At 53.1% G+C, this 23,774-nt stretch carries 21 protein-coding genes; 5 read left to right on the top strand and 16 right to left on the bottom strand.

Annotated features, from left to right (window positions below; all coding sequences use genetic code 11):
• The 3 genes from mglB to mglC all read left to right on the top strand — a co-directional run bounded on the left by mglB (position 1) and on the right by mglC (position 3,787).
• A complete protein-coding gene (gene mglB, locus ABIC79_RS04535) occupies positions 1-999 on the top strand; it encodes a galactose/glucose ABC transporter substrate-binding protein MglB (protein ID WP_013574745.1) in 999 nt (332 codons plus the stop codon).
• 226 nt (positions 1,000-1,225) lie between these two features.
• Positions 1,226-2,758 carry a galactose/methyl galactoside ABC transporter ATP-binding protein MglA gene (mglA, locus tag ABIC79_RS04530; RefSeq protein ID WP_013574746.1) on the top strand — a complete coding sequence of 511 codons (1,533 nt, stop codon included), beginning with the start codon at positions 1,226-1,228 and terminating at the stop codon, positions 2,756-2,758.
• An 18-nt stretch (positions 2,759-2,776) separates the two neighbouring features.
• Entirely contained in the window at positions 2,777-3,787 is a 1,011-nt protein-coding gene (gene mglC / locus ABIC79_RS04525) for a galactose/methyl galactoside ABC transporter permease MglC (RefSeq protein WP_013574747.1), read from the top strand.
• A 139-nt stretch (positions 3,788-3,926) separates the two neighbouring features.
• Here the strand turns inward: mglC and sanA are convergent, their stop codons facing one another.
• The 9 genes from sanA to ABIC79_RS04480 form a co-directional block, all read right to left on the bottom strand.
• Complete coding sequence (gene sanA, locus ABIC79_RS04520) at positions 3,927-4,850, bottom strand: outer membrane permeability protein SanA (protein WP_013574748.1); 924 nt, start codon at positions 4,848-4,850, stop codon at positions 3,927-3,929.
• A gap of 226 nt (positions 4,851-5,076) precedes the next feature.
• Complete coding sequence (locus ABIC79_RS04515; protein ID WP_013574749.1) at positions 5,077-6,774, bottom strand: NAD-dependent malic enzyme; 1,698 nt, start codon at positions 6,772-6,774, stop codon at positions 5,077-5,079.
• A gap of 158 nt (positions 6,775-6,932) precedes the next feature.
• Positions 6,933-7,817: a cytidine deaminase gene (cdd, locus tag ABIC79_RS04510; protein WP_015689569.1), complete on the bottom strand. Its 885-nt coding sequence runs from the start codon at positions 7,815-7,817 to the stop codon at positions 6,933-6,935.
• Between the two features lie 173 nt (positions 7,818-7,990).
• Positions 7,991-8,725 (bottom strand): arginine ABC transporter substrate-binding protein, encoded by a 735-nt coding sequence (locus tag ABIC79_RS04505; RefSeq protein ID WP_013574751.1) that lies wholly within the window; start codon positions 8,723-8,725, stop codon positions 7,991-7,993.
• A gap of 227 nt (positions 8,726-8,952) precedes the next feature.
• Positions 8,953-9,621 carry an arginine ABC transporter permease ArtM gene (artM, locus tag ABIC79_RS04500; RefSeq protein WP_013574752.1) on the bottom strand — a complete coding sequence of 223 codons (669 nt, stop codon included), beginning with the start codon at positions 9,619-9,621 and terminating at the stop codon, positions 8,953-8,955.
• Entirely contained in the window at positions 9,621-10,337 is a 717-nt protein-coding gene (gene artQ, locus ABIC79_RS04495; protein ID WP_013574753.1) for an arginine ABC transporter permease ArtQ, read from the bottom strand. Before artQ ends, artM begins: the two co-directional genes overlap by 1 nt.
• A 12-nt stretch (positions 10,338-10,349) precedes the next feature.
• Entirely contained in the window at positions 10,350-11,081 is a 732-nt protein-coding gene (gene artJ, locus ABIC79_RS04490; RefSeq protein ID WP_013574754.1) for an arginine ABC transporter substrate-binding protein, read from the bottom strand.
• Between the two features lie 47 nt (positions 11,082-11,128).
• On the bottom strand, positions 11,129-11,857 hold the full coding sequence (gene artP / locus ABIC79_RS04485; RefSeq protein ID WP_015689572.1) for an arginine ABC transporter ATP-binding protein ArtP: 729 nt from the start codon (positions 11,855-11,857) through the stop codon (positions 11,129-11,131).
• Positions 11,858-12,067: 210 nt separating this feature from the next.
• A complete protein-coding gene (locus ABIC79_RS04480; RefSeq protein WP_013574756.1) occupies positions 12,068-12,649 on the bottom strand; it encodes a lipoprotein in 582 nt (193 codons plus the stop codon).
• A 187-nt stretch (positions 12,650-12,836) separates the two neighbouring features.
• On the opposite strand from ABIC79_RS04480, the gene ABIC79_RS04475 reads away from it, so the two are divergent.
• Positions 12,837-13,163: a heavy metal-binding domain-containing protein gene (locus ABIC79_RS04475; RefSeq protein ID WP_013574757.1), complete on the top strand. Its 327-nt coding sequence runs from the start codon at positions 12,837-12,839 to the stop codon at positions 13,161-13,163.
• Entirely contained in the window at positions 13,160-14,008 is an 849-nt protein-coding gene (locus ABIC79_RS04470) for an N-acetylmuramoyl-L-alanine amidase (RefSeq protein ID WP_015689573.1), read from the top strand. Before ABIC79_RS04475 ends, ABIC79_RS04470 begins: the two co-directional genes overlap by 4 nt.
• A 22-nt stretch (positions 14,009-14,030) precedes the next feature.
• Here ABIC79_RS04470 and ABIC79_RS04465 read toward each other — a convergent pair whose 3' ends face one another.
• The 7 genes from ABIC79_RS04465 to ABIC79_RS04435 form a co-directional block, all read right to left on the bottom strand.
• A complete protein-coding gene (locus ABIC79_RS04465) occupies positions 14,031-15,065 on the bottom strand; it encodes an NAD-dependent epimerase/dehydratase family protein (RefSeq protein WP_013574759.1) in 1,035 nt (344 codons plus the stop codon).
• Between the two features lie 156 nt (positions 15,066-15,221).
• The gene (locus tag ABIC79_RS04460) at positions 15,222-16,676 is read right to left on the bottom strand and encodes a DUF2867 domain-containing protein (protein WP_112151154.1); all 1,455 of its coding nucleotides are present in this window, start codon (positions 16,674-16,676) and stop codon (positions 15,222-15,224) included.
• Positions 16,677-16,758: 82 nt separating this feature from the next.
• On the bottom strand, positions 16,759-17,772 hold the full coding sequence (ltaE, locus tag ABIC79_RS04455) for a low-specificity L-threonine aldolase (protein ID WP_013574761.1): 1,014 nt from the start codon (positions 17,770-17,772) through the stop codon (positions 16,759-16,761).
• Positions 17,773-17,849: 77 nt separating this feature from the next.
• A complete protein-coding gene (gene poxB / locus ABIC79_RS04450) occupies positions 17,850-19,571 on the bottom strand; it encodes a ubiquinone-dependent pyruvate dehydrogenase (protein WP_112198008.1) in 1,722 nt (573 codons plus the stop codon).
• Between the two features lie 295 nt (positions 19,572-19,866).
• Complete coding sequence (gene hcr, locus ABIC79_RS04445) at positions 19,867-20,880, bottom strand: NADH oxidoreductase (protein WP_223510372.1); 1,014 nt, start codon at positions 20,878-20,880, stop codon at positions 19,867-19,869.
• A 6-nt stretch (positions 20,881-20,886) separates the two neighbouring features.
• Entirely contained in the window at positions 20,887-22,539 is a 1,653-nt protein-coding gene (gene hcp, locus ABIC79_RS04440; protein ID WP_013574764.1) for a hydroxylamine reductase, read from the bottom strand.
• A 166-nt stretch (positions 22,540-22,705) separates the two neighbouring features.
• Positions 22,706-23,605 (bottom strand): LysO family transporter, encoded by a 900-nt coding sequence (locus ABIC79_RS04435; RefSeq protein ID WP_013574765.1) that lies wholly within the window; start codon positions 23,603-23,605, stop codon positions 22,706-22,708.
• Positions 23,606-23,774: the final 169 nt, after the last annotated feature.

Here is a 23,774-nt window from a genome sequence, read left to right as displayed (position 1 = left end):
ATGAATAAGAAGGTCTTCACCCTGGCGACTCTGGCTGCAAGCATGATGTTTGGTTTTGCCGCACATGCTGCTGATACTAAAATCGGTGTCACCATCTACAAATATGACGACAACTTCATGTCCGAAGTTCGTAAAGCCATTGAGAAAGATGCGAAAGCCACTCCAGATGTGCAACTGCTGATGAATGACTCGCAAAACAGCCAGTCTACCCAGAACGACCAGGTTGACGTTATGCTGGCGAAGGGTGTTAAAGCGTTGGCCATTAACCTGGTTGACCCGGCTGCTGCCCCGGTCATCATTGAAAAAGCCCGCGGTGCTGGCATTCCTGTCGTTTTCTATAACAAAGAACCTTCGCGTAAAGATTTAGACAGCTACGACAAAGCCTATTATGTCGGGACTGATTCTAAAGAATCCGGCGTGATCCAGGGTGAGCTGATTGCTAAACACTGGAAAGCTAACCCGGCCTGGGATCTGAACAAAGACGGCGTGATTCAATACGTGCTGATCAAAGGCGAGCCGGGCCATCCGGATGCTGAAGCGCGTACTAAGTACGTCATCAGCACCCTGAATGGCAAAGAAGGCCTGAAAACTCAACAACTGCAGCTTGATACCGCCATGTGGGATACCGCACAGGCGAAAGACAAGATGGATGCGTGGTTATCCGGTCCTAACGCTAACAAAATCGAAGTGGTTATCGCCAACAACGATGCGATGGCAATGGGTGCTGTAGAAGCGCTGAAATCTCATAACAAAACCAGCATTCCGGTATTTGGTGTGGATGCCCTGTCAGAAGCGCTGGCACTGGTGAAATCTGGCGCAATGGCCGGTACCGTGTTGAACGATGCAAACAACCAGGCGAAAGCCACGTTTGATCTGGCGAGAAATCTGGCTGACGGTAAACCAGCGGCCGAAGGGACTAACTGGAAAATCGAAAACAAAGTCGTGCGTATTCCTTACGTCGCTGTGGATAAAGACAACCTGTCTTCCTTCGTGAAATAAGAATGCAACGGTAGCAGTAAAGACAGACAGCAATAAAAAACAAAGCTAAGCAGTGGCAAAAATAATTGCGGTTAAGCCGTAAATAAAGACTAAGTATGATTAGACGTTAATGCTTATCTGACAGGACGTCATGTCGCTCTGCGTGTGGTGCGTATACCGGCCATACGCAGGGCTGACATCAGGTATTAATACACCCGTTTATTTTTATCTTTAGCCAGGTATAACTATGGCCGATAATACGTTATCTGACACAACATCAAAACCGGACGAATTCCTTCTGGAAATGAGTGGTATCAATAAATCATTTCCTGGCGTCAGGGCGTTAGATAATGTGAATTTAAAAGTGCGTCCTCATTCTATTCACGCCCTGATGGGTGAAAATGGCGCCGGTAAATCCACATTATTAAAATGCCTTTTCGGGATATACAGCAAAGATTCCGGTACCATTCTTTTTCAGGGACAGGAAGTTAATTTTAAAAGTTCGAAAGAAGCGCTGGAACAAGGCGTGTCGATGGTCCATCAGGAATTAAACCTGGTGTTGCAACGTACGGTCATGGACAACATGTGGCTGGGACGTTATCCGACCAAAGGACTATTTGTCGATCAGGACAAAATGTACAAAGACACCAAGGCGATTTTCGACGAACTGGACATTGATATCGACCCGCGCGACAAGGTCGGTAAGTTGTCCGTTTCGCAGATGCAGATGATCGAAATCGCTAAGGCGTTTTCCTACAATGCAAAAATCGTCATTATGGACGAACCGACGTCCTCGCTGACGGAAAAGGAAGTGAACCATCTGTTCACCATCATCCGTAAGCTGAAAGATCGTGGCTGCGGCATTGTGTATATCTCGCATAAGATGGAAGAAATCTTCCAGCTGTGCGATGAGATAACCATTCTGCGCGACGGTCAGTGGATTATTACTCAGCCGCTGGAAGGCCTGGACATGGATAAAATCATTTCCATGATGGTCGGCCGCTCACTGAGCCAGCGTTTCCCTGACCGCCAGAACGTACCGGGTGAAGTTATCCTCGAAGTCCGTAATCTGACCTCGCTGCGCCAGCCTTCCATTCGTGATATTTCCTTTGATTTACACAAAGGGGAAATCCTCGGAATTGCCGGTTTAGTCGGTGCAAAACGTACAGATATCGTCGAGACGTTATTTGGTATCCGCGAGAAAGTCGCCGGAACCATTAAATTACACGGCAAAAAAATTAATAATCACAGTGCCAATGAAGCCATTAACCATGGTTTTGCACTGGTGACGGAAGAACGTCGTTCCACCGGTATTTATGCATATCTGGACATCGGCTTTAACTCGCTGATTTCTAATATTCGTCAATATAAAAATAGAGCCGGTTTACTCGACACTGCCCGGATGAAAAGCGATACCCAATGGGTTATCGATTCCATGCGGGTGAAAACGCCGGGACATAAAACCAGCATTGGTTCATTGTCGGGCGGTAATCAGCAAAAAGTTATTATCGGGCGCTGGTTATTAACCAACCCTGAGATATTAATGCTGGACGAACCGACGCGCGGCATTGATGTTGGCGCTAAGTTTGAAATTTACCAGTTAATCACCGAGTTGGCGAAAAAAGAGAAGGGGATCATTATTATCTCCTCTGAAATGCCGGAGTTGCTGGGTATTACTGACAGAATATTGGTTATGAGTAATGGACAGGTTGCGGGTATTGTTGAAACTAAAAATACCTCGCAGAACGAAATATTACGCCTGGCTTCCTTGCATCTCTAATTTTTAAGGGTTCTTATTATGAAAGCATTAAATAAGAAAAGTGTGCTCACTTATTTAAAAGAGGGCGGGATTTATGTGGTCCTGCTGGTCTTACTGGCCATTATTATCATCCAGGATCCGAGCTTCCTCAGTCTCGTCAACTTAAGTAACATTCTGACTCAGTCATCCGTGCGCGTTATTATCGCACTGGGCGTGGCAGGGCTTATCGTCACCCAGGGTACTGACCTGTCAGCCGGGCGTCAGGTCGGGTTAGCAGCGGTTGTTGCGGCCACCATGTTGCAGGCGATGGACAACGTCAACAAAGTATTCCCGAATCTGGAAGTGGTGCCCATTCCGCTGGTTATTCTGACCGTGTGTATTGTTGGTGCATTAATTGGTTTGCTGAACGGTATTATTATCGCTTACCTGAACGTAACGCCGTTTATTACCACGCTGGGCACGATGATTATCGTCTACGGGATTAACTCCCTGTATTACGATTATGTTGGTTCTTCACCGGTCGCAGGCTTTGACCCGGGCTTCTCCCAGTTTGCACAAGGCTTTATCCATTTAGGTGGTCTGAAGCTTTCCTACATTACGTTCTACGCGCTGATTGCGATCGCCTTTGTCTGGGTGTTGTGGAACAAAACCCGCTTCGGTAAAAACATCTTTGCTATCGGTGGTAACCCTGAAGCCGCGAAAGTTTCCGGCGTTAACGTCCCGTTAAACCTGATTATGATTTATGCATTGTCTGGTGTGTTCTACGCGTTCGGCGGTTTGCTCGAAGCGGGGCGTATCGGCAGTGCGACCAACAACCTCGGCTTTATGTATGAACTCGATGCCATCGCAGCCTGTGTGGTCGGCGGCGTGTCATTCGCCGGTGGTGTGGGTTCTGTGGCAGGGGTGGTGACAGGGGTGCTGATTTTCACCGTCATCAACTACGGCCTGACCTACATCGGCGTGAACCCTTACTGGCAGTACATTATCAAGGGCAGCATCATCATCTTTGCGGTGGCGCTGGACTCTTTGAAATACGCCAAGAAGAAATAAGTGATCGGGCAGTAAAAACAAAAGGCCGCATACGCGGCCTTTTTGCTGTCGTAAATTCGGAACCGGACTGCTCCCTCCCCTTTCGCAGGGTGAGGCGCTAAAGGCCAAACCCTTTCGAAGGGGAGGCGCAGTCCGGTTCTTACTGCTGGAAAGGATTTCTGCCCACCGGTTTCGGTGGTTCAGGTTGCGGTGCCGGTGCGGCATCCTCGGTTTCATCCTGAGCGGCGTCATTGGCTTCCTGCTCCGCTTTGACTCTGGCCGCTTCGTCTGCGGCCGCTTTTTCCGCAGCAGCTTTATCCGCTGCTGCCTTATCTGCCGCGGCTTTGGCGATAGCGGCTTTCTTCTCGGCTTCAAGTTGCTGTTGTAATGCCAGCAGTTGTTCCGGTGTTACCGCCGGGTAGCCCTGGGCATCGTCCGGAATGGTGTGTACCGCAGGAATAGGGATTAGCGGGCCAAGGAAGCGGGGTTCGCGTTTAAGCAGATACAAATCCGTCAGCGCGCCGAGGCGGGCGAAGATCTCGCGGCTGCGCACGCTGAGCATATTTTTTGGCGATGGTACGGCGAAACATTGTGCCTGAATGCCCATGTGCAGCGCGATAAACAGCGCGCGTTCGCAGTGGAAACGCTGGGTGATAATGATGAAATCGTTAGTGTCGAAGACTTTACGGGTACGCACGATGGAGTCGAGCGTACGGAATCCGGCGTAGTCGAGCACGATATCGCTGGCGGGAATACCGGCGGCAATCAGATCGCGGCGCATGGTGCTCGGCTCGTTATAACTTTGCTGTGCATTGTCACCGCTCAGCAGCAGATATTTTACCTTGCCGCTGTTGTAGGCATTAATCGCGCCCTGAATCCGGTACAGGTAATACTGATTAATGACGCCGGTGCGGTAATACTTCGCCGTTCCGAGCACCACGCCGACCTGACGGTGCGGCAGGGTTTGTACTTCGTCATAAATGTAGGGCTGGGTACGTAAGCTTATCCACTGATCAAGCCCAATAGCGACAGCCAGCATCAGAATAATGATGCCGAAAACGCCAGCTATAAGTCGCTTAATCATAGGTATCCCTGTTATGACCGGATGGAAATCGGATCCAAGGCTACTTTACCTGTTCGGGGTTCGCAATACGTTGGACTCTGCATCCACAGGCTTCGCAGCTTTTTTCAGCACTTTTCAGTGAATTACTTCTTAATCTGCGCGACGTGCTGCAATTTGGACGAAAAAAAAGACCAATGCTTAAGGCATTGGTCTGGATCATAGCCGGACTTCTTTTACTACCGTCGGATCAGAAAGACGTGCGCTTATAACTTCGGTACTGCGGTGCCCAGAAGTTGTGCTCAATGGCTTTCGACAGAGAATCTTCTGACGTTACCATCGCCACGCCCTGCAACTGCGCGGCCTTACCGACGGCCATCGCGATGCATTTAGACACGCCCTGAATATCGTCAACGTCCGGCAGCAGCGAGCCTGTGCCTTCTGTGGCCAGCGGCGAACACTCTGCCAGTGTTCTGCTGGCGGCCATCAGCATCCCGTCGGTAACGCGGGTGGCGCCCGAGGCAATCACACCCAGCCCGATCCCCGGGAAGATGAAGGAGTTGTTGCACTGTGCGATAGGGTAGAGCTTGCCTTTGTGGCTCACCGGTGCAAACGGGCTGCCGGTGGCGACCAGCGCGGCGCCGTCTGTCCAGTTCAGGATATCGGCAGGTGTGGCTTCCACGCGGGACGTCGGATTGCTCAGGGGCATCACCACCGGACGTGCACAGTGTTTGTGCATTTCGCGGATGATTTCTTCGGTGAACAGCCCCGGCTGGCCGGAAACGCCGATCAGCACGGTTGGCCTGGCGTTACGCACCACATCCAGCAGGGAAACGCTGTCGCTTTCCATGCCCCAGCTGGCCAGTGCGCTGCTTTTCTGCACCAGTTTGCTCTGGAAATCCAGCAGGTTAGGCAGTTTATCGGTGAGCAAACCAAAGCGGTCGACCATAAAGACTTTGGCGCGGGCTTCTTCTTCACTCAGACCTTCAGATTTCATCTGCGCAACGATTTGTTCTGCGATACCACAACCGGCAGAACCGGCACCGAGGAAGGCGACTGTCTGATCGCTCAGTTTGCCCCCGGCGGCTTTACTGGCGGCAATCAGGCTACCCAGCGCCACGGACGCTGTGCCCTGAATATCGTCGTTAAAGCAGCACAGTTCATCACGGTAGCGTTCGAGGATCGGCATGGCATTCTTCTGCGCGAAATCTTCAAACTGCAGCAGCACGTTTGGCCAGCGGATTTTTACGGCCTGAATGAACTGATCAACAAACGCTTCATATTCTTCACCCGTAATGCGCGGATGACGCCAGCCCATGTACAGCGGGTCGTTGAGTAACTGCGGATTGTTGGTGCCGGCGTCCAGAACCACCGGCAAGGTATACGCCGGGCTGATGCCACCACAGGCGGTATACAGGGAAAGCTTACCGATCGGAATGCCCATGCCGCCGATGCCCTGGTCGCCCAGGCCGAGAATGCGTTCGCCGTCAGTCACCACCACCACTTTTACGTGTTGTTTGGTGGCGTTCTGCAACATGTCATCGATGTGGGCGCGGTTGGGATAAGAGATGAACAGGCCACGGGCGCGGCGGTAGATATCTGAAAAGTGTTCGCAGGCCTCGCCGACTGTCGGGGTATAAATCACCGGCATCATTTCGCTGAGATGGTTGTCCAGCAGACGGTAGAACAGCGTCTCATTGGTGTCCTGAATGTTTCTCAAATAGATGTGTTTATCGATGTCGGTTTTGAAATTCTGAAACTGGCGGTAGGCACGGTCAGCCTGTTCTTCGATGGTTTCCACCGCTTCCGGCAGTAAACCGTGAAGGTTAAAGTTGCTGCGCTCTTCTTCAGTAAAAGCGCTGCCTTTATTCAGTAACGGAAACTCTAACAGGATCGGGCCAGCGTGGGGAATGTACAGGGGGCGTTTACTTTCGTATTCAAGTTCCATCGTTTTACTCTTCCGGTTTTCAGAATGTTGTTTTTTATATTTCGGAGCGGTGAGGGTAACAGAGAGGAAATAAGGATTTCAAATGACAAATGTAATGACAATGTTATGTAACTAAAGACTCCGGAAACAGAGTCTTTAGTGTTAACCGGCTCACACTATCAGCAGGTCAGCGTGGTGATATCTTTGCAGCCCAGTGCTTTTAACGTGGCACGCGTGGCATCGTTTTGCGTGATCAACGCATCTTTTTGCTCGACCAGTACTGCACGGCGAACTTTCAGGCAATCTTCACCTGACATATTCAGCAGGATTAACGCGGCCTGCAAAGGAGGCAGGCTCGGATTGAATGCGGCGTTTTCGGCGTAACGGCCACCGAACTGTTTGCCGTTATGGGTTTCCAGCGCCACACCACTGTGCGACTTACTGTAAGGCGCATGACTTTGATTGCAGGCATCCAGTGCCATGAGTGCCAGGGAGTCGGTGCTTTCCAGTGTGTAACCGTGATTCACTTGGTCCATCAGCAGGGTGGTGATGTCCAGATCCTTCGGGCCGAAGGAGTGCGGCAGATAATCGCCAAGTGTTGCTACATCACGATCGGGCAGATGGATATCCAGCGCTGTGCCGCTGGTCAGCTCATTCATAAACTGACGACAATGCCCGCAAGGGGTGTAATTCACGGTGATGGAGGCCAGACGGGTTTCACCACGCAGCCAGGCGTGCGTGACTGCGGATTGCTCAGCGTGAACCGTTTGTTGCATCGGCGCACCGGCGAATTCCATGTTGGCACCGAAATACAAATTGCCTGAAATTCCGCGTGCAACCGCACCGACATTGAAATGAGAGATAGGCGTAACGGAACAGGCTGCGGCCAGAGGCAGCAGGGCAAATGCCAGCGCGTCATCGTCCAGTCCGGTCGCCTGTTTTATCTGCGCAACATCAGCCGCAGTGAGCATTGCCGGGAAGTCATCATGACGCAAAAACGGCTCAAGCGCGGAGGATAAATTTTCAGGGAGTGCCGCAAAGGCGGTGTGAAAACGTGCGTGCATAAACATTCGATCTCGCAGTGATTACGGTTGAACAGTGTAAAAGTCATTCCATGAATGTAGTGTGATGAATGTCACTTTTTCGATGTAATAAGTTCTGCTTCGTTGCATATTTGGGAGATGTTACGCAGAACAGCCGCCTTTTCAGACGGCTGTTAAAAAAGGATGACGGGGAATCAGTGAGCCGGGAACCACTTGTCATTGATCTTTTTAAATTCGCCGTTAGCTTTGATCCCTTCCAGCGCTGTGTTCAGCTTCGCCAGCAGTTCCTTATTATCAGGACGCACCGCCATGCCGACGCCGGTACCAAAGTATTGCGGATCTTTAATCAGCTCGCCGACTTCACCCAGATTCGGGTTGGATTTCAGCCAGCCGTTCAGCACGGCGGTGTCGCCTAACAGCCCGTCCAGACGACCACTTTTCAGATCCAGAATCGCATTCTGATAGCTGTCGTAACCGACGGTAGTGATTTCAGGATGCTTTTCCATCAGGTATTTCTGGTGCGTGGTGCCATTTTCCAGGCCAACACGCTTACCTTTCAGGTCCGCAATAGAAGCAAACTTGCCTTTCGGCCCGATAATCATCGCCGTGTTAGCGTAGTAAGGCTGGGTGAACGTCACCTGTTTACTGCGCTCTTCCGTGATATCCATACCGGAAATAATCACATCGAAACGACGGAATTTCAGTGCCGGGATCAGACCATCAAACGGCTGATTGGTGAAGGTACAGGTTTCCTGCATTTGCTTACACAGCGCGTTCGCCAGGTCGATATCAAAACCAATAATCTGGTTGTCAGCGCCGATAGATTCAAACGGCGGATACGTGGCGGAAGTACCGAAACGAATGGTGTCCGCAGCGGTGGCAGTGAAAACCGTGGCAGACAAGAGGGCGGCGAGGATCAGCTTTTTCATGCAATACATTCCTGTTCAAAAAATGACATTCCCTTCATGGTACAGTTTACTGATTTTATTAATCTAATCGGGTAACTGGCAGGAAGTGAAACCTGAGAATAAAGTGCCACTAAATGAATTTATATGCAATAAATTTGATTAAAAAATTATAAATTGAAACAAGGGGATGTTTTTTCCGGCACAAAAAAAGGGACGATTTCTCGTCCCTTCAGATTCTTCTCTGGCTATCAGTTACGGCGTTCAAATGCCAGTGCACGACGCTCAATCAGGCGCATCATCAGGGTCAGCAACCCGTTCACGCACAGATAAACCACACCGGCCGCACCGAATACCATCACGTCATACGTACGACCGTACATCAGCTGGCTGTGACCCATCACATCCATCAGAGTAATGGTGTAGGCCAGCGAGGTACTTTTAAACACCAGCACCACTTCGTTGGAATACGATGACAGCGCGCGTTTAAAGGCGTACGGCAACAGAATGCGCAAGGTTTGCGGCTTCGACATGCCAAGTGCTTCGCACGACTGCCACTGGCCGGACGGAATAGCGCGTACCGCACCGGTAAACAACTGTGTGGTATATGCCGCGCTGTTCAGCGCCAATGCAAACATCGCGCAAAGCCACGGCTGCGACAGGACTTCCCATAACCACGGAATTTCGCGGATCGACGGAAACTGGCCCGGTCCGTAGTAAATCAGGAAGATTTGCACCAGCAACGGTGTGCCGGTAAACAGCGTGATGTAACCTTTAACGATCTGGCTGGCAACCGGCACTTTCAGCGTCAGAATGACGGTGAAAATCATCGCCAGCAACAGTGCAACAATCAGTGCCGCCACGGTCAGCGTCAGGCTGGTGTGCAATCCTTTCAGGACTTCAGGTAAATATTCCCACATCAGGATGCACTCCGTTCAAAGCGTGTGGTACGCAATTCGATACGTTTAATCACGAACTGGCTGAACAGGGTAACAAGCAGATAGATACACGCCGCAATCACATACCAGGTAAATGGCTCCTGCGTACGGGTCGCAATGCTTTTGGTTTGCAGCATCAGGTCGTTCACGCTGATAAGGGATACCAGTGCGGTATCTTTCAGCAGCACCAGCCACTGATTACTCAGTCCCGGCAACGCATGACGCCACATCTGCGGCATGATCAGGCGGAAGAAAATCGCCGACTTTTTCATGCCCAACACCTGACCGGACTCCCATTGCCCTTGCGGCACGGCTTTCAGTGCGCCGCGCAATGTCTGCGATGCATAAGCCGAATACAGCAGGGAAAGGGCGATCACACCACACACAAACGGGCTGACTTCGAAGTTCTCAATCGGCAACTTGATCGGTATGGCGAACAGGCCAAGGTTGATGCTGAAGCCATCGGCCAGCACCATCAGCAGTTGTGAGGAACCAAAATAGATGAACAGTACCACCAGGATTTCCGGCAGACCGCGCAGCACGGTAACCCACGCGGTGCCCAGCCAGCTAAGCGGCTTCCACGGCGCGGATTCCCAGACTGCGAAAATCATCGCCAGCACCAGGCCGAGGATCAGCGCACAAACGGCAAGGCCGACGGTCATCCCGGCGGCGCTTGCTAAAGGTTGGAATTCAGTCATTGATAGGCAAACTTATTGCTGGAACCATTTTGAATACAGTGTTTTGTAAGTGCCGTCTGCTTTCACTTTTGCCAGAGCATCATTCAGTTTAGTCAGCAATTCGGTATTGTTCTGACGAACCGCAACACCCAGGCCGGTACCGAAGTAAGTCGGGTCAGTGATTTTGTCACCCACAGCGGCCAGATTTTTGTTCTGTTTCAGCCATTCATTCACCACGGCGGTGTCACCGAATACGGCATCCAGACGACCGTTTTTCAGGTCCAGTACGGCATTCTGATAGCTGTCGTAAGGTACGGCGGTGATTTCAGGGTGCTTATCCATCAGGTATTTCTGATGAGTCGTGCCGTTTTGCATACCGACACGTTTGCCTTTGAGCGCAGCAACGTCAGTGAACTGACCAGAATGGGCGATGAAAATAGCAGAGTTATCGTAGTACGGGTTGGTGAATGCCACTTGTTTCTGACGTTCAGGCGTGATGTCCATACCGGAAATCACCGCGTCAAAACGGCGGAATTTCAGGCTCGGGATCAGGCTGTCGAACGCCTGATTGGTGAACGTACAGGTTGCCTGCATCTCTTTACACATGGCGTTCGCCAGATCGACGTCAAAGCCCTGGATCTGATTGCTGGAGTCTACAAACTCAAACGGAGGATAAGACGCTTCCATCGCGAAACGGATGGTATCAGCAGCGCTGGCAGACAAACTGACGGTAGCCAGAACCGCGGCAATTACTAATTTTTTCATCGCAAACTCCGTAGAAACATCAATCAATGTATTGATAGAAATACAGTTTAGTGGGAAAGGTAGCTGGCAAACTCTTTGGTTTGCGGCTGTGCGAAAACGGAGGCATCGCCTTGCTCGACAATGCGGCCATTTTCCATGTACACCACGCGGCTGGCGGTCTTACGCGCAACTTCAACTTCGTGGGTCACGATAACCTGAGTAATGCCGGTGCCTGCCAGTTCGCGAATAATGCTGACGATCTGGGCGGTGATTTCCGGGTCAAGCGCGGCGGTAGGTTCATCAAACAGCAGAACCTGAGGCTCCATCATCAGCGCACGGGCAATCGCCACACGCTGTTGCTGGCCACCGGAAAGATGCAACGGAAAACGATCGGCGTAATCGGTCAGACGCAGACGGGTCAGCAATTTCTGGGCACGCGCGAGCGCAACGTCTTTGGTCAGCCCCAGCACTCGCATAGGCGCTTCCAGTAAGTTGTCGAGCACCGTGCGGTGCGGCCACAGATTGTATTGCTGGAAAACCATGCCGACGTTCTGACGCAATTCGCGAACGGCTTTTTCATCCGGTTTGCGGGTGAAATCGAAGGTATTACCGGCGATCTGCAAAGTGCCTGAACGCGGCATTTCCAGCAGGTTCAGAACACGTAACAGGGAGCTTTTGCCTGCACCACTTGGGCCGAGTAAAACCAGAGTTTCACCGGCAGGGCAGTCGAGCTGAATGTCAAAAAGCGCCTGATGCACGCCGTAGAAGCAGTTGATGCTATTAAGTTGAATACTCATGCGCAAATAGTGAATAGCCATTGATGCCGCAGATGGTAACTTCCGCAGCATAGTTATGCAACGATCGCGGCTTAAAAATTATGTGTTACCGCAGGAATGCCAAAGTGTAGCACATCATATTGTTAAACCGCTGTGACGGGGATGTTGGTCAATGACGATATTCATCACTGACCCACATTATGCAACCGCTATTTTAGAGAAAGGAATGGCTTACTGGTGTTCTAAAACCTGGCGCAGTGTGCCACTTGAAGCGAAATCGAGGTTTGCCATATAACGCACATCATCAACCGTCCAGCATTGGCCTTCACGCACCATCAGCACTTCATCTTTCCAGCTTGTCGATGCGCCTTTGTCTTTCTCATGTGTGAAGGTGACACGCAGGGGAATGTTACGGGCGTCGGTGTTCGGTATGGTGGAGGCGCTGTCTACGGAGGCAGACGTCGGTCCATCAAACAGGCTGGAGAAAATGTCACCATCGCCTGAACCAGCACCCGTTTTCTCGTTCGGTGAGGCGGCGATATCGACTTTCGGATGTGACTGCGCTTTCAGCAGCGCATCATACAATGCGGTGCTCAGATAAGGTCGGTATGCGGCCAGTTGGCTGGAATTGGGTAATCCGCTGCCGCCTTGTTTAATGCGAAAATCATAGAATTGCTGAGCAACGCTGTCAGGGCCGCCATCGACACAGGGTGCGGTGCGGCTGCCAATGTCCTTATATGCAGGTTCTACCGTGGTGCAGGCACTTAACATCAGTACCAGCGGGATGGCGGCGACAAGGGTTTTCTTTTTCATTGTATTCCTTACTGAAAGATTGAACATTTTCACCATGACGTTCTTTACCATACAGTATAAAACCGATTTGGCTTAATGCATGACGAAGAGAAATCAGTCAAAGGTAATACCTTGATCTCTCACGCAGGGTTTATGCTATTAATGGCATTATTGCCAGGATTTGGACGACAACTGATAAGGAATACGCATGCAAATTTCAACCACTCCGACCCTCGAAGGTTTCACCATCGCTGAATATTGCGGCGTAGTGACGGGCGAAGCGATTTTAGGGGCAAATATTTTTCGTGATTTCTTTGCTGGTGTGCGCGATATCGTCGGTGGGCGTTCCGGCGCTTATGAAAAAGAGCTGCGCAAGGCGCGTGAAATTGCTTTCCGTGAACTGGAAGAACAGGCGAAAGAGCGCGGTGCGAACGCGGTTGTCGGTATTGATATCGATTATGAAACCGTGGGCAAAGACAGCAGCATGCTGATGGTCAGTGTGTCCGGCACCGCAGTGATTGTGCATCGCAAATGATCTGTCAGCGTGTGAAACGGGGTCTGTTCACTGTCGCATTACTCATGCTGGCCGGTTGTCAGCACGCCAGCCAGCAGGGCGCGGATGCGCCATTCCGGCTGGAAACGGCGCGACAGGCGCAGGGCGCAGATCAGCGGATCCGTTTTCTGGTGATCCATTACACCGCTGAAGATTTCAACAACGCATTAAATACGCTTACAGATGAGCACGTCAGCGCACATTATCTGATCCCGGCGCAACCGCCACTTGAAGCGGGTAAACCGGTGGCGTGGCAACTGGTGCCTGAAAATATGCGCGCCTGGCATGCCGGTGCCAGCAGCTGGCGCGGGCGTACCAATCTTAACGATACGTCGGTGGGCATCGAACTGGAGAACAAAGGCTACAGCAACTATTTGCTCGGCAAAAAATTCTATCCGTTCCCGCCTGCGCAAATAGATTTACTGGCTAATCTGAGCCAGGAGATTGTCGCGCGTTATCAGATAGAACCGCGCAATGTGGTGGCGCACAGCGATATCGCGCCGCAGCGCAAAGATGACCCCGGTCCGCTGTTCCCCTGGCAGGAAATGGCAGAACGTGGGATTGGCGCGTGGCCGGATGCGGCGCGGGTGAATCAGTATCTGGCGGGACGTAATCCGCAACAGCCTGTCGATCAGGCGCAGTTGCTGGTGTTGCTGAAAGCGTACGGATATTCAGTGGAAGATAATATGACGCCGCGTCAGCAGCGTCGGGTGATTGCGGCATTCCAGATGCATTTCCGCCAGAGTGATTATCGCGGCCATGCGGATGCTGAAACCGAAGCGATCGTCCGGGCGCTGTTACAGCAGTTTCCGGATAAGAACGACTGAAACCAGCGACTGACTTTTACGGTCAGTCGCGTTTCGGGCCGATGCCGTGCAGCCCCTGAAGTTTACCGTGATCGCGCAACCAGTCGGCGGTGCGGATAATCCCCTGATCGAGTGAAATTACCGGCACATAACCGAGTTCTTTCTGCGCACGCTGTGTGTCGAGCGTGAGATCGAAATTGAGTTTTGCCACGCTGTAATGCGTCAGCACCGGTTCTTTCTGCGAGCTTTTGCTGATGCGCTCCATGCCCCGCGCCATCATATCCAGCAGCGGATACGGCACCGAACGGATGCGATATTTGATATCCAGATTTTCCATCAGTTGTTTCACCAGCGTACACAGCGGACGCGGTTGCTGATTCGTAATATTGAACGCGCGACCTGATTCTGTTGCCTGCGACTGCGTCGCCAGCCACATTGCATGCACGGCATTCTCAACGTAGGTCATGTCCACCAGCGCTTCTCCGCCGCGTGGCAGCATCAGTGTTCCGCCATATTTCAGCATTTGCAGCAAACGCGGCATCATGACGTTGTCGTGCGGGCCGAAAATGCCCTGCGGTCGCAAAATGGTGAAATGCGTTTGTGGATTCGACAATGCCAGCGTGTGGATCACCTGTTCACCGGCGGCTTTGCTGCGTGCAAAGGAGTTGGCGAAACGGTGCGGGCGAAAGTCTTCCTGAATATCACGGTGATGGTGAAAATCGAAGTAGATCGCCGGTGACGAAATATGCACGAAGTTTTCCACACCATATGCCGCGGACCATTCGCCCAGACGCCGTGTGGCGCGCACATTCGCCAGCTCGAATTCCTGTTCACTGCCCCACGGCGACATCAGCCCTGAGCAGTGCCAGACGGTATCGATATCTGCCAGCAGGGCTTTGGCCTGAGCAGACACCAGCGTGGTGAGATCGGCGTGAATAAATTCTGCGCCCATTTTCTGCAAAAGCGATCCCATGGCGGCATTCCGTCCCGTCGCCCTGACTTTGATGCCTTTATTTCGCAGAAACTCAACGGCATTTCTTCCAAGACCGCCGCTCGCACCGGTAACCAAAACCTTCATATACAGGCCAATGCCTTCATAAATAGAGAAAAATTGTTGTCAGCGTCGGGGTTCTGACACCCCTCAGCAATAAGGGTGCCATTCTTTCGTGAAATTGTGCGGGTTGCAATGGGAAAGGGGGAAAGCTGTGTCTGAAAGCAGATTAAATGACCCTCTTTAGCGTCCGCAACGGTCTTTCTGCCGGGCAAGGCTGGCGATGCGTTTTGCCATGCCACGAAAAATAAACTGATGAGCGGGCATCATACTGAACCAGTAAAGCAGGCCGCTGAACCCTGCCGGATGCCACCAGGCGCGTACATCCAGGCTGCGGCTTTCACCGTGGTCGGTAATCGTGAACGTTAAACGACCCAGCCCCGGCGCTTTCATGCCGAATAACAGCGCCAGTTCGCGCTGAGGTTTCAGGCCGATCACTTTCCAGCCATCAATTTTATCGCCAGGTTTCAGGAAATCACGATCCGGACGGCCGTATTTCACGCCGCCGCCGAGTAAATCGTCGATCCGTGCCCGCGTTTTCCACAAACCGTTGGCATAGAAATACCCTTCAGCGCCCCCAAGCTGCTGAATGACTTTCCATAATGCGGCTTTTGACGCCGACGTTTCCAACGTGAAACCCGCCTGTTTCGGATAATAACCGTAGCCTGGACGCCAGCGCGCGCGGGCGTCAGGATCGTATCCCCAGTCCGGTGAATCCATGATCTGTTGCTGTTCTTTTTCCAGCGTACTGCGGATCGCCTCATCAATGGGGATCAGTGTCTGCGGGATCAGCTTTTGCAGTTTCTCACTGTCGGCCGGTAAATCGTGGTTCAGCCCCTGGATCAGCGCTTTTGCCAGTGACGTCGGCACGGAGGTGATCAGGCTGAGAAAATATACCGAAACAAAAGATGTTGGCAGGGGAACGGGAAGCAGCCAGCGGCGTTTACCGCTCATCGCGATAAAGCGTTTAAACAGCGTCTGATAGCTGATGTATTCCGGCCCCGCCGCCTCCAGAATCTGATTTTCTGTGGCAGGCAGTGTCACCAGCCCCTGTAAATAATTAAGCAGATTTTCCAGTGCAATGGGCGATGACTTTGAGCGCACCCAGCGCGGCGGCGTCAGCACCGGCAGGTTGTACACCATGTCACGCATCACTTCGAACGCGGCAGAACCGGCACCAATCACGATGCCGGTGCGCATTTCCGTCACCGGAATGGTACTCATGCGCAGCAAATCGCCGGTGAGTTTTCTCGCCTGCAAATGCGCTGAATGATTGCCTTCCGGCTGCATTGAGCCGAGATAAACAATGTGCTTAATGGAGGAATCTTTCAGTGCCAGCAGAGTGTGCTGCGCCGCCTGCCGTTCTTTTTCCAGTAAATCATCATCTTCTGCCATGGCGTGAACCAGATACACCAGCACGTCAGCGCCTTCAAAGGCGGCAGCCAACGTTTTACTCTGATAGACATCCGCGAAGCAGCAGCGGACGTTTGGCCATTTTTGCTGTTGCAGCCATTCGATACGGCGTGCGGCGGCCGTGACCTTGAAACCTTGCTGGCTCAGATGCGCCGTCAGATGTTGTCCGATATACCCGCTGGCACCGAGAACGACGATCCGGCCAGTGTGTGTCGTGATTGGCATTTCCATTTGCTCGGTCAGTGTAAGGGAGATAAAGCAGAAAGTACGGCGATACCCGCGCAGGCTATCGCCGTCAACCGGATTGTCAGGCGTGCTGATGCAGGAATTCCTGCCACAGCGCCACGACTTTTTGCAGATCTTCACGACTGATATTGATATGCGTCAGCACGCGTGTGACCGGCCCCGCACTGATGATCACACCGCGCTCCTGCATCCACGGCCCCATTTTGGCCGCCAGTTCCGCGCTTTGTTTAATGTACAGCACATTGGTTTGGGCACCGGGTTCAGCGATTTCTACGCCGATTTTGCGCAGTTCCTGTGCCAGCCACTGTGCATTGTCGTGGTCATCTTGCAGACGTGAAACGTTATTTTCCAGCGCGTAAATTGCTGCTGCGGCCAGAATACCGGACTGGCGCATACCGCCACCGGTCATTTTGCGCCAGCGGTTAGCACGCTGGATGTACTCTTTGCTGCCGACCAGAAGGGAACCAATCGGTGCGCCCAGACCTTTCGACAGGCAGATGGTCAGCGTGTCGCAATACTGAGTGATCTCACGTAATTCCACGTTCAGTGCCACTGCCGCATTCATGATACGCGCGCCATCAATGTGCAGTGCCAGCCCTTTTTCACGGGTGAAGGCGAACGCCTTTTGCAGATAATCCAGCGGAAGCACTTTGCCACTGTGGGTGTTTTCCAGGCTCAGCAGACGGGTCCGGGCAAAATGGATATCATCGGGCTTGATGGCTGCCGCGATCTTATCCAGCGGGATAGAACCGTCAGCATCCATGTCCAGCGGCTGAGGCTGGATACTGCCGAGCACCGCGGCTCCACCTGCTTCATACATATAATTGTGAGCTTTCTGACCAACAATATATTCTTCGCCACGCTGGCAGTGCGTCAGCAACGCCACCAGATTGGCCTGCGTACCGGTTGGTAAAAACAGCGCCGCGTCTTTGCCACACAACTTTGCCGCCATGTCCTGTAAAGCATTTACCGTTGGGTCATCGCCGTAGACATCATCGCCGACTTCAGCGCGGGCCATGGCCTGACGCATAGCTTCACTGGGGCGGGTTACGGTATCACTGCGTAAGTCGATCAACGTGGCTTCCTTCTGGGTGAATGCCCCTTAAGGGGGCAGGTATGATTATTTAATCATGCACTATAGCCCTGTCGGGGTTATCGCAGCCAGTTGGTTTTTGCCAGTTCGACCACTTCGTCGCCCCGGCCGCTGATCACCGCGCGCAGCATGTACAGGCTGAAGCCTTTTGCCTGTTCGAATTTTATCTGCGGTGGCATCGCCAGTTCTTCAGTGGCGGTGATCACATCGATCAACACCGGCCCCTCGTAGGCGAACGCATCCTGCAAGGCGGTGTCGATATCGGAGGATTTTTCAACCCGAATGCCTTTGATGCCTGCAGCTTCAGCGATAGCGGCGAAATCCGGGTTTTTCAGCTCGGTGCCATCTGTCAGATAACCGCCGGATTTCATTTCCATTGCGACAAAGCCCAGTACGCTGTTATTGAAAATAATGATTTTCACCGGCAGCTTTTGCTGCGCCAGCGTCAGGAAATCCCCCATCAGCATGGCAAATCCGCCGTCGCCGCACAGCGCCACAACCTGACGTGAGCGGTCAATGGCCTGCGCACCAATCGCCTGCGGCATGGCGTTGGCCATCGAGCCGTGGTTGAACGAGCCGAGCAAACGGCGCTGGCCGTTCATTTGCAGATAACGACACGCCCAGACGGTCGGCGTGCCGACGTCGCAGGTGAAAATCGCATCGGCAGCGGCAAAGCGGCTAATCTGCTGCGCCAGATATTGCGGGTGGATCGGTTGCTTGTCGTTCGGCGTCGCCAGCCCGTCGAGATCTTTGCGCGCTTCCTCGTAATGCTTCAGCGCCTTGTCGAGGAACTTGCGTTCATTTTTTACCTGCAACTGCGGCAGAAGGGCGGTCAGGGTGGATTTGATGTCGCCGACCAGCGCCATATCCACATGGCAATGTGCACCGATGCTGCCCGGATTGATATCAATCTGAATGATTTTGGCATCGGTCGGATAAAACGCGCGATACGGGAATTGCGTGCCGAGCAGGATCAGCGTGTCGGCATTGAGCATGGCATGATAACCGGAAGAGAAGCCGATCAGCCCGGTCATACCGACGCTGTACGGGTTATCCCATTCGATATGTTCTTTGCCGCGAAGTGCATGCACCACCGGCGCTTTCAGGGTTTCAGCCAGTCTGATCACTTCATCGTGCGCACCCGCGCAGCCGCTGCCACACATCATCGTAATGTTGGTCGCGCCGTTCAGCAGTTCCGCCAGCTTTTCCAGTTCTGTAGGCTGTGGCGTGACTTTTGGCAGCACAGGCGGATACCAGCTGACTTTAGCATCTTCCGGCGCAGGCTTGAGCGCCACATCGCCCGGCAGCACAATCACCGACACGCCACGGTTGAGAATGGCTTTGCGCATGGCGATCGCCAGCACCTGCGGCAGTTGCTCGGGATTGCTGATCAGTTCGCAGTAATGGCTGCATTCGCGGAATAATTCGGTCGGGTGGGTTTCCTGAAAGTAACCGCTGCCGATTTCACTCGACGGGATATGCGCGGCAATCGCGACAACCGGCACGTGATTGCGATGGCAATCGAACAGGCCGTTGATCAGATGCAGGTTGCCCGGGCCACAAGAACCTGCGCACACCGCCAGTTCGCCGGTGATTTGTGCTTCGGCTCCGGCGGCGAATGCGGCCACTTCCTCATGGCGCGTACCCAGCCATTCGATGGTGCCCATGCGGTTCAGGCTGTCGCTTAACCCGTTCAGGGAGTCGCCGGTGACGCCCCAGATCCTTTTTACGCCTGCTGCCTCGAGAGTTTTCGCCAGGTATGCTGCTACGCTTTGTTTCATAGTCCCTCCGGTGCGCCCGTCATCCTTCGAGCTGCCTCTGCGTTGGCTGCTTTCGCGAACCCGGTCACATACTTATGTATGCTCCCGGCGATTCACTCAGTTGCCGCCTTGATCCAACTCGAATGATTTAGGGCTAATTTTCAAATAAGTGGATTAAGCATAGTCCACTGATTACATCCTTGAATGTTCAGCCTTAAACCATACAAAAATATGCGGAGGAGGGAGGTGAAGAATTGTAAATCTGCCCGCGCAGACTGTAAAAAGTCATGAGCGGGCAGTGAGTTACTGCGGGGGATCAGGCGAGGGTGACATCGCCCTGGAGCTGACAGCTACAGGCCAGTACATAACCCTGAGCGACCTCTTCGTCGGTCAGCGTCATGCGGCTGGTGGTCTGGTAATCACCGGAAAGTATCCGGGTTTTACAACTGCCGCAGACGCCTGCACGGCAGGCTGCGGTGACCGGCAAACTGTGCTGTTCCATGGCTGCCAGCAATGTCGTTCCCACCGGTACGCGGTAATTCTGTAACGGTGTCAGGCGGGTCAGCGTCAGTTGCTGGTCGGCAGACACTTCAGTTTGCTGTGCCTGAAACTGCTCTTTGACGATATTCTCTGCCACTGCGCCCAGTTGTTTCACCCATTCTCCGGCCAGTTGCATATAAGGCGCAGGGCCGCAAATCATTACCCGACGTTCACGGATATCCGGCACCTGACTTTGCAGTAGATCCTGGCTCAGGCGACCGGCGATTTGGCCGGGTTTTGCATCCTGTTCCACAAGAAGAGTCAGATTAAGCTGCGGATACGCTGCGGCCAGTTGCTGCCATTCTTCGGCAAAAATGATGTCCTGCGGGCTGCGCACGCTGTAAAACACCTGCACGCTTTGCGCCGGATGATGCGCCAGAATATCGCGCGTGATCGACATAACCGGCGTCACGCCACAGCCAGCCGCCAGCAGCAACAAAGGCTGTGGCGTATCGCAGGTGAATTCCCCCTGCGCATCGCTCAGCCAGAGATAATCACCGGCTTTAACCTGCTGCGTCAGCCATGGCGAACCTACGCCGTCCCCGATGCGGCGCACCGTCAGCTGAATAAAGCGACTATTGCCCGGTGTGGAAGACAGTGTATAGGCACGCTGTACGTCACCACGCTGGCCAATATTCACCAGAGCAAACTGGCCGGGACGGTACGAATACACATCGTGATTAATCAGCGACAGTGTGCGGACATCCGGCGTTTCCTGTGTGACGGAATACACCTGCATGCGGTTCTGGCACAACGCGGTCGGCTGATCGGGAAATAAAGGAAATTTCATGTCAGCTTACTCCGGCAGCATGGTTTTCAGATCCTGCTCAACCGAGGTGATTGCGCGCAGGCCAAATTTTTCATTCAGGATCGCCAGCAGGTTATCGGTGAGGAAGGCCGGTGCCGTCGGGCCGGTGGCGATATTTTTTACGCCGAGCGACAGCAGGGTCAGCAGGATCACGATCGCTTTCTGTTCAAACCACGACAGCACCAGACTCAGCGGTAAATCATTCACACCACAGCCTAATTTCTCGGCCAGATTCACGGCCAGAATAATGGCGGAATAGGCATCGTTACACTGGCCGACGTCCAGCAGACGAGGCAGGCCTTCAAGCGTACCGAAATCCAGTTTGTTGAAGCGGTATTTGCCGCAGGCCAGCGTCATGATCAGGCAGTCCTGCGGTACGCTAAGCGCCAGATCGGTGAAGTAGCTGCGTTCTCCGCGACTGCCGTCACACCCGCCGATCAGGAAGATGTGGCGCAGTTTTTTTGCGGCAACCAGATCGATGACGGTGTCTGCTGCGCTGAGTAAGGTCTGGCGGCCGAATCCGACGGTAATTTCCTGTTCAATCTCGCTGTAACGGAAGCCCGGAAGCTGCAATGCCTGCGCAATGACCGGCGCAAAATCTTCGCCTTCCAGATGCTGCACGCCCGGCCAGCCGACAATGCTGCGGGTCCAGATGCGGTCACCATAATTGCCGACATTCGGGTCAATAATACAGTTCGAGGTCATGACGACAGGGCCGGGGAATTTGGCGAACTCCACCTGCTGATTTTGCCAGCCGCTGCCATAGTTACCGGCCAGATGCGGGAATTTTTTCAGTTCGGGATAACCGTGCGCCGGCAGCATTTCGCCGTGGGTGTAAATATTGATACCGGTGCCGACAGTTTGCTCGAGCAGCATCTGTAAATCTTTCAGGTCATGACCGGAAATCAGAATCGCTTTACCTGCCAGCGGACGGACATTGACCGCCGTCGGTTGCGGATGACCATAAGCGTCGGTTTCACCTTTGTCCAGAATGGCCATCACGCCAAAGTTCATTTTGCCGATTGCCATCGCGTTCGCGAGCAGCTCGCCCATGTCGGACGGTTGCGTGCCCAGCCACGCCATCAGGCGATGATATTCGGCGTAAATGGCGCTATCAGACTGGCCCAGAACATGCGCGTGCTCCATATACGCCGCTGCACCTTTCAGGCCATACAGGCACAGCATACGCAGGCCGTGAATGTCATCACCGATCTGCGCTTTGTCACCGTTGAGCGCAAATTGCTGTGCCTGCTGTTGCAGCTCGCTGAGATTATCGCTCACCAGTTCCAGTGCGGCCAGCGGATGGTTAATGGTGATTTCCGCATCCATCAGACGGCAGCGGGTAGCCAGCGATTCGCGATAAAGAACGGCTTCACGGGCATAGCCGACGATACGCTCAGAATCGAAGTTTACGTTGGTCAGCGTGGAGAAAAAGGCGCGGGGCGCGAAGCTGTCGATCTCTTCATCAATGATGCCATAGCCGCGTGCGGTCAGTGCCCAGGCAGATAAACCTTCTAACACCGCAACCAGTAAGTCTTGTAAATCAGAAGTTTCGGCTGTTTTGCCACACATACCTTGCGCATACGCGCAACCATTGCCCGCCGGGGTACGGACTGTTTGTTCACATTGCACACAAAACATAATGAGGTCCTTTTAAAGTTGCATTTGAAATGCTTGTTTTGATGCAAGCCTAGAGCTGGCTGAGACAGAAATGAAGGGATTTTTAAGACAAAGTGACGCGGAGTTGATTTACCGCAAGTTTTGCCGGGCGGTTCCCGCTGCGGGATGGCAGCGGGACGGGCAGGGATCAGGCAGAAAAAAAGGCCATTAAGACCGGGGCAATCAGGCTGAGGATAAAGCCGTGCACCACGGCCGGAGGCACCATATCCAGTCCGCCGCTGCGCTGTAACACCGGCAGGGTAAAGTCCATGGATGTCGCGCCGCACAGGCCGAGTGCCGTCGAACGGCTGCTGCGCACCAGTGTCGGAATCAGCATGATGGCGCAGAGTTCGCGGGCAAGATCGTTAAAGAAGGCCGCGCTGCCAATCACCGGTCCGAAAGAATCTGTCAGAACGATGCCTGAAAGCGAATACCAGCCATAACCGGAGGCGATGGCCAGCCCGGTTTTCAGCGGTAAACCCAGCAGCAGTGCGGCAAGTGCACCGCCAATCAGGGCGCTGAGGGCCACCACGATTGCTACCATCATGCCGCGACGGTTCAGGATAATCTGGCGCAGGGTCATGCTGCTGTTGCGCAGTTGCAGACCGACCAGCGCCAGCAGGAATAACAACGCGATTTCGCTGGCCTGCGACGCGAAGGTAAGCCAGTGCCATTGTGTCAGACCCAGCGCAAAACCCCCGACCACCACGCCGCACAGTTTCAGTGATTCCAGTGCCATGTGAATGCGGGACGGCAATTTTTCCTGTTTATACTGCGTTTTCCAGGGCTTGCGGCGTTCCAGCAACCACAGCGCGGCGTAGTTCATCACGAAGATGCACAGGAAACAGACGGCGGCATATTTGAAAATCAGCAGCAAATTGGTGCTGAGATTGTCCAGGAAAGCCAGACTGATGCCCATAATGAACAGGATGACGTACACCATCCAGCTCAGTAACTGGTTAACAAGATGCAACAGGGCACGGTTTTTGAGCGGAATAAGGTAGCCGGCAATCAGCGGCAAAAGAATAATTAACAGCCCGGAGTACATGATGCAAAAGTCCCTGAAAAGTAAGATCCCATGAGTGGCGCGCAGCACATAAAATGCCGCCCGCCACGCTAACGAAAAGTTATCTGACTGTAAAGCAGCTTCGGCACGCAGAGATATCTCTGCGTGCTTGACCTGAACCGATTTTTAACGCCATGCTCAGGAAAGTTTT

Origin of the sequence: Rahnella sp. 2050 (genome assembly GCF_040544515.1) — a bacterium.
Lineage (GTDB): Bacteria > Pseudomonadota > Gammaproteobacteria > Enterobacterales > Enterobacteriaceae > Rahnella > Rahnella aceris.
The sequence above is the reverse complement of the archived record's forward strand: the minus strand, read 5'-3'. Positions and strand labels throughout refer to the sequence as shown.

Bases quoted from the DNA above. Each gene is read 5' to 3' on its own strand.
- mglB (WP_013574745.1), top strand. From the start codon at position 1: ATGAATAAGAAGGTCTTCACCCTGGCGACTCTGGCTGCAAGCATGATG.
- mglA (WP_013574746.1), top strand. From the start codon at position 1,226: ATGGCCGATAATACGTTATCTGACACAACATCAAAACCGGACGAATTC.
- mglC (WP_013574747.1), top strand. From the start codon at position 2,777: ATGAAAGCATTAAATAAGAAAAGTGTGCTCACTTATTTAAAAGAGGGC.
- sanA (WP_013574748.1), bottom strand. From the start codon at position 4,850: ATGATTAAGCGACTTATAGCTGGCGTTTTCGGCATCATTATTCTGATG.
- ABIC79_RS04515 (WP_013574749.1), bottom strand. From the start codon at position 6,774: ATGGAACTTGAATACGAAAGTAAACGCCCCCTGTACATTCCCCACGCT.
- cdd (WP_015689569.1), bottom strand. From the start codon at position 7,817: ATGCACGCACGTTTTCACACCGCCTTTGCGGCACTCCCTGAAAATTTA.
- ABIC79_RS04505 (WP_013574751.1), bottom strand. From the start codon at position 8,725: ATGAAAAAGCTGATCCTCGCCGCCCTCTTGTCTGCCACGGTTTTCACT.
- artM (WP_013574752.1), bottom strand. From the start codon at position 9,621: ATGTGGGAATATTTACCTGAAGTCCTGAAAGGATTGCACACCAGCCTG.
- artQ (WP_013574753.1), bottom strand. From the start codon at position 10,337: ATGACTGAATTCCAACCTTTAGCAAGCGCCGCCGGGATGACCGTCGGC.
- artJ (WP_013574754.1), bottom strand. From the start codon at position 11,081: ATGAAAAAATTAGTAATTGCCGCGGTTCTGGCTACCGTCAGTTTGTCT.
- artP (WP_015689572.1), bottom strand. From the start codon at position 11,857: ATGAGTATTCAACTTAATAGCATCAACTGCTTCTACGGCGTGCATCAG.
- ABIC79_RS04480 (WP_013574756.1), bottom strand. From the start codon at position 12,649: ATGAAAAAGAAAACCCTTGTCGCCGCCATCCCGCTGGTACTGATGTTA.
- ABIC79_RS04475 (WP_013574757.1), top strand. From the start codon at position 12,837: ATGCAAATTTCAACCACTCCGACCCTCGAAGGTTTCACCATCGCTGAA.
- ABIC79_RS04470 (WP_015689573.1), top strand. From the start codon at position 13,160: ATGATCTGTCAGCGTGTGAAACGGGGTCTGTTCACTGTCGCATTACTC.
- ABIC79_RS04465 (WP_013574759.1), bottom strand. From the start codon at position 15,065: ATGAAGGTTTTGGTTACCGGTGCGAGCGGCGGTCTTGGAAGAAATGCC.
- ABIC79_RS04460 (WP_112151154.1), bottom strand. From the start codon at position 16,676: ATGCCAATCACGACACACACTGGCCGGATCGTCGTTCTCGGTGCCAGC.
- poxB (WP_112198008.1), bottom strand. From the start codon at position 19,571: ATGAAACAAAGCGTAGCAGCATACCTGGCGAAAACTCTCGAGGCAGCA.
- hcr (WP_223510372.1), bottom strand. From the start codon at position 20,880: ATGAAATTTCCTTTATTTCCCGATCAGCCGACCGCGTTGTGCCAGAAC.
- hcp (WP_013574764.1), bottom strand. From the start codon at position 22,539: ATGTTTTGTGTGCAATGTGAACAAACAGTCCGTACCCCGGCGGGCAAT.
- ABIC79_RS04435 (WP_013574765.1), bottom strand. From the start codon at position 23,605: ATGTACTCCGGGCTGTTAATTATTCTTTTGCCGCTGATTGCCGGCTAC.